The organism is Kitasatospora sp. NPDC004614 (assembly GCF_042873675.1).
Classification (GTDB): Bacteria; Actinomycetota; Actinomycetes; order Streptomycetales; family Streptomycetaceae; genus Kitasatospora.
Genome location: NZ_JBIALR010000040.1, coordinates 1 through 1,690 on the forward strand (window position 1 = coordinate 1; position 1,690 = coordinate 1,690).

The following is a 1,690-nucleotide window of genomic DNA, read 5'->3' on the forward strand; positions in this document are numbered from 1 at the left end:
CTAGAAGACTGATGAAGATGTTGGGTTCTGGCCCCGCCGTGTGAGCGGTGGGGCCAGACTCGCCTTGTGGCGATGGGGGAATGGGCGGGGGAGACCGTCGGGCCGGACGTGTGGGAGACCTGCCGAGAGCTGATCCCGGCGGGCAGCGTGTTCGCGTTCCTGGCCGAGCACCGGGGCCGGCTGTTCCCGGCCGCGATGTTCGCGGACATGTATCCGTCGTCGAACGGCCGCCCGAGCATGCCGCCGCAGATCCTGGCCGCCGCGATCACCCTGCAAGCCCTGCACGGCCTGTCCGACTTCGAGACGGTCCAGGAACTGCGCTGCGACCTGCGGTGGAAGGCCGCCTGCGGACTCGGCCTGAACGACACCGCCTTCGACCCGTCACTGCTGGCCTACTTCCGCCGACGCCTTGCCCGTTCCACCTCGCCAAACCGGGTGTTCGAAGCCGTGCGGGAGGTCGTGAAGGCCACCGGGGTGCTGAAGGGCCGCCAGAAGCGGGCACTGGACTCCACCGTGCTGGACGACGCCGTCGCCACCCAGGACACCGTCACCCAGCTGATCGCCGCCGTCCGCGCGGTGATCCGCGAGGTCCCCGGCGCCGACCAGGTCGCGGCCGTCCACTGCACGGCCCACGACTACACCGACCCGGGCAAGCCCCGCATCGCCTGGAACGATCAGCAGGCCCGCGAGGAACTCATCGACGCCCTGGTCGGCGACGCGCTCCGATTGCTGGGCCGTCTGCCCGAGCGCCAGCTCGGTGAGAAGGCTGCCAACGCCGTCGGCATCCTGGCCCTTGTCGCCGGGCAGGACGTCGAGCCCGCCGACGATTCCGATGGCCGGGACGGGCGCTGGCGCGTCACCCGCGGCACCGCACAGGACCGCGTCGTGTCCACTGTCGACCCCGACGCCCGGCACGTCCACAAGACCCGCACCCACTACCAAGACGGGTACAAGGCCCACCTCACCATCGAACCCGAGACCACGATCTACACCGAGGTCGAGCTGACCCCGGGGTCCGGGCCCGAGCACCACGAGGCGGTCATCGCCCTGGACCTGCTCGCCGACGAGGACGAGCCCGTGGATGCGTTCGGCGACACCGCCTACTCCACCGGCCCCACCCGCCAGGCCCTGGGCAAGGGCGGGCACCGCCTGTTCTTCAAGCCCGCCCCGCAGCGGCCCGCCATTGCGGGCGGTTTCGTCCTCGACGACTTCCGGATCGACACCGTGGCCGGCACCGCCACCTGTCCCGCCGGCCGCACCGTCCCGCTCTCACCCGACCGCGGCCCCGACACGACACGCTCCGCGAACTTCGGCGACCGCTGTCCGGGCTGTCCACTACGCGAGCGGTGCACCACCGCCAAGAACGGCAAGACCCTGCGTATCCGCCCCGGCTACGACCTCCAGGCCGCCGCCCGCCGACAAGCCGCCGACCCAGCCTGGCAGGAGGCCTACCGCCGCTGGCGCCCCCCGGTCGAACGGGCCGTGGCCTGGCTTGTCGGACACCGAAACCGCCGCCTGCGCTACCGGGGAACGATCAAGAACAACGCCTGGCTCCACACCCGCGCCGCCGCCCTTAACCTACGAACCCTGATCAACCTCGGACTCGCCCACAACGGCACCACCTGGCAGATCCAGACCGCCACCTGACGGCACGGCCCGGATCAAACCAAGATCTTCATCAGCCTTCTAG

The 1,690-nt window shown here is 70.7% G+C and carries 1 protein-coding gene; it reads left to right on the plus strand.

Features of this window, described 5'->3' with window-relative positions; genetic code table 11:
- The first annotated feature begins 72 nt into the window (after nt 1-72).
- Nucleotides 73-1,647, plus strand: a complete 1,575-nt coding sequence (locus ACFYST_RS36485; RefSeq protein WP_387868754.1) for an IS1182 family transposase — start codon at nt 73-75, stop codon at nt 1,645-1,647.
- Nucleotides 1,648-1,690 lie beyond the last annotated feature (43 nt).

Coding starts and splice junctions, on each gene's coding strand:
- ACFYST_RS36485 (WP_387868754.1), top strand. CDS start 73: ATGGGGGAATGGGCGGGGGAGACCGTCGGGCCGGACGTGTGGGAGACC.